3 protein-coding genes are annotated in these 2,121 nt (G+C 42.9%); all 3 read right to left on the bottom strand.

Annotation, left to right across the window (positions count from 1 at the left end):
* A partial coding sequence (gene cysK, locus NTU69_10670; GenBank protein MCX5803973.1) for a cysteine synthase A occupies positions 1 to 911 on the bottom strand: 911 nt, incomplete at its 3' end.
* Positions 912 to 1,093: 182 nt separating this feature from the next.
* On the bottom strand, positions 1,094 to 1,447 hold the full coding sequence (locus NTU69_10665; protein ID MCX5803972.1) for a DUF86 domain-containing protein: 354 nt from the start codon (positions 1,445 to 1,447) through the stop codon (positions 1,094 to 1,096).
* A 548-nt stretch (positions 1,448 to 1,995) separates the two neighbouring features.
* Positions 1,996 to 2,121: GIY-YIG nuclease family protein (locus NTU69_10660; GenBank protein MCX5803971.1), on the bottom strand; the 126-nt coding region annotated here is incomplete at its 5' end.

Below are 2,121 nucleotides of genomic sequence, written 5' to 3'. Positions count from 1 at the left end.
AATTCTGTCGAAAGATACCTGTCACCAAGGTCAGGTATTATAACCACAATCAATTTTCCCTTAAACTCCTCTTCCTTTGCAATCTTCAGGGCTGCCCACATAGCTGCACCTGACGATATGCCACAGAATATCCCTTCTTCCTTAGTAAGCCTCCGTGCAGTTTCAAAGGCGCTGTCGTTTGTGACCTTGATGACCCTGTCTATAATCTGCCGGTCTAATACCTCAGGAACAAAGCCAGCACCGATGCCCTGTATCTTATGGGGACCGGGTGAACCTCCTGAGAGAACAGGTGAAGCTTCAGGTTCTACCGCTATTACCTTGAATGTGGGTTTTTTCTTCTTTATTATTTCCCCCACACCTGTAATCGTGCCGCCTGTTCCAACGCCTGCAACGAGGGCATCAACGAGGCCATCAGTATCCCTCCATATCTCTTCTGCTGTGGTTTTTCTATGGGCCTCAGGGTTTGCAGGATTTTTAAACTGCTGTAACATAATCGTCTTTGGATTTTCCTTTACCAGCTCTTCCGCTTTTTCTATAGCCCCTTTCATACCGAGTGTACCGGGTGTTAAAACGAGTTCGGCACCGAATGCCTTCAACATGCCGCGCCTCTCCATACTCATAGTTTCAGGCATCGTAAGGATTAACCTGTATCCTTTTACTGCACAGACAAATGCAAGTGCAATACCTGTGTTGCCGCTTGTGGGCTCGACAAGGATAGAATCTCTATCTATTGTCCCAGCCTTCTCTGCAGCTTCAATCATGCTGACCCCGATCCTGTCCTTTACACTCCCGCAGGGGTTAAAATATTCAAGCTTTACAAGAACCTCTGCACCAAGTCCTTTTGTGAGCTTGTTGATTCTCACAAGAGGAGTATTCCCTACAAGTTTTGTTATATCATCGGCAATTCTCACCGTTTCCTCCAGCTATGTTTTTAGTCTCGTTACGCGTGACGCGCTTTGTGTACTGCCTTTACTTTTTGCTCTCCACTCCCAGCCCTCCGCCATCAGCTCTCAGCTCCACACCAGAGAGACGAAAGAAACAAGATAGATAAATCCGCAAATGGGTTTCTATGTGTTTTCTTCGAAAGTCCTAATTAGGTAGGATTATTCTGCAAATAATCTTGAATCCTCAACATGTTCTCTTTTAGTGCGGGAACATCTTTTTTGACAACCTTCCATGCCCTCTTTATATTCACACCGAAATATTCATGAATGAGTATATCCCTCATCCCAGCTATGTCCTTCCAGGGTATTTCTGGAAATTTATCACGTAGTCTTTTTGGGATATGCTTCACTGCTTCACCAATTATCTCAAGGCGCCTGACAATCGCATCCTGCAACAGTCTATTGTTATTGAAATTGTCTTCAGTAATATTTTGTGTGTACTCTTCAATGATAGAAATACATTCTAAAATATCTTCGATATATAGCCTTAAATCCCTTTTCATAAAATGCGCACTTCTTCAGCCAAAATGCGATCCCGCACTGCTGGCTTGATTGTCTCGTATTCTCCAAGATCTACTTTTTTCTCCAACACATCCTCAAGCTCGTGTTGAATCCTTACAAAATCGAGAAGACTAATACGGTCATCTATCTCAACAAGGATATCTATATCGCTATTAGGATCGGGATTATTTTTTTCTTGATCTGTTTAATGTTCGTATCCATTTTTATACTCCATAAGGACTATTTCATTAAAGTTATAATACCAAAGCTTTTACTTAGCGTCAACACCAAGTTTTATTGTAAGCTCATGGCTGATGGTTCATAGTAAAAAGCAGGGGGCAGAGAGCAAAGGGCATAGCGCAAAATTCCGTGAGTAGGAAGTGGTGATTGAATCCTTGAGCCCCAGCTATATTGAATTTTCGCTTGAAAACTTATTGAAATCGCAGGAAAATGAAAAAAAGGGGGATAGGGAATTTAGTTCGGAGTTCGGAGCTTTTTAATGGGAAAGGAATAATTGACTATTGAAGATGTGACCCTCTGGCTCCTCGGTTCAGCCGGTACTGTTTCTTATTAGCAGCAATTTCTGTGCTCTGGATAATTTCTTTATCTCCGCTTCCCGCTTTAAGGCGATGGAAGGAGTGGAACAGATTTCGACATAGACCAACCTTACCGGCCG

It is taken from the genome of Pseudomonadota bacterium (genome assembly GCA_026388215.1).
In the GTDB taxonomy this organism is placed as follows: domain Bacteria; phylum Desulfobacterota; class Syntrophorhabdia; order Syntrophorhabdales; family Syntrophorhabdaceae; genus JAPLKF01.
This window is presented reverse-complemented; position numbering and strand designations above follow the sequence as displayed.

Coding starts and splice junctions, on each gene's coding strand:
- NTU69_10665 (MCX5803972.1), bottom strand. CDS start 1,447: ATGAAAAGGGATTTAAGGCTATATATCGAAGATATTTTAGAATGTATT.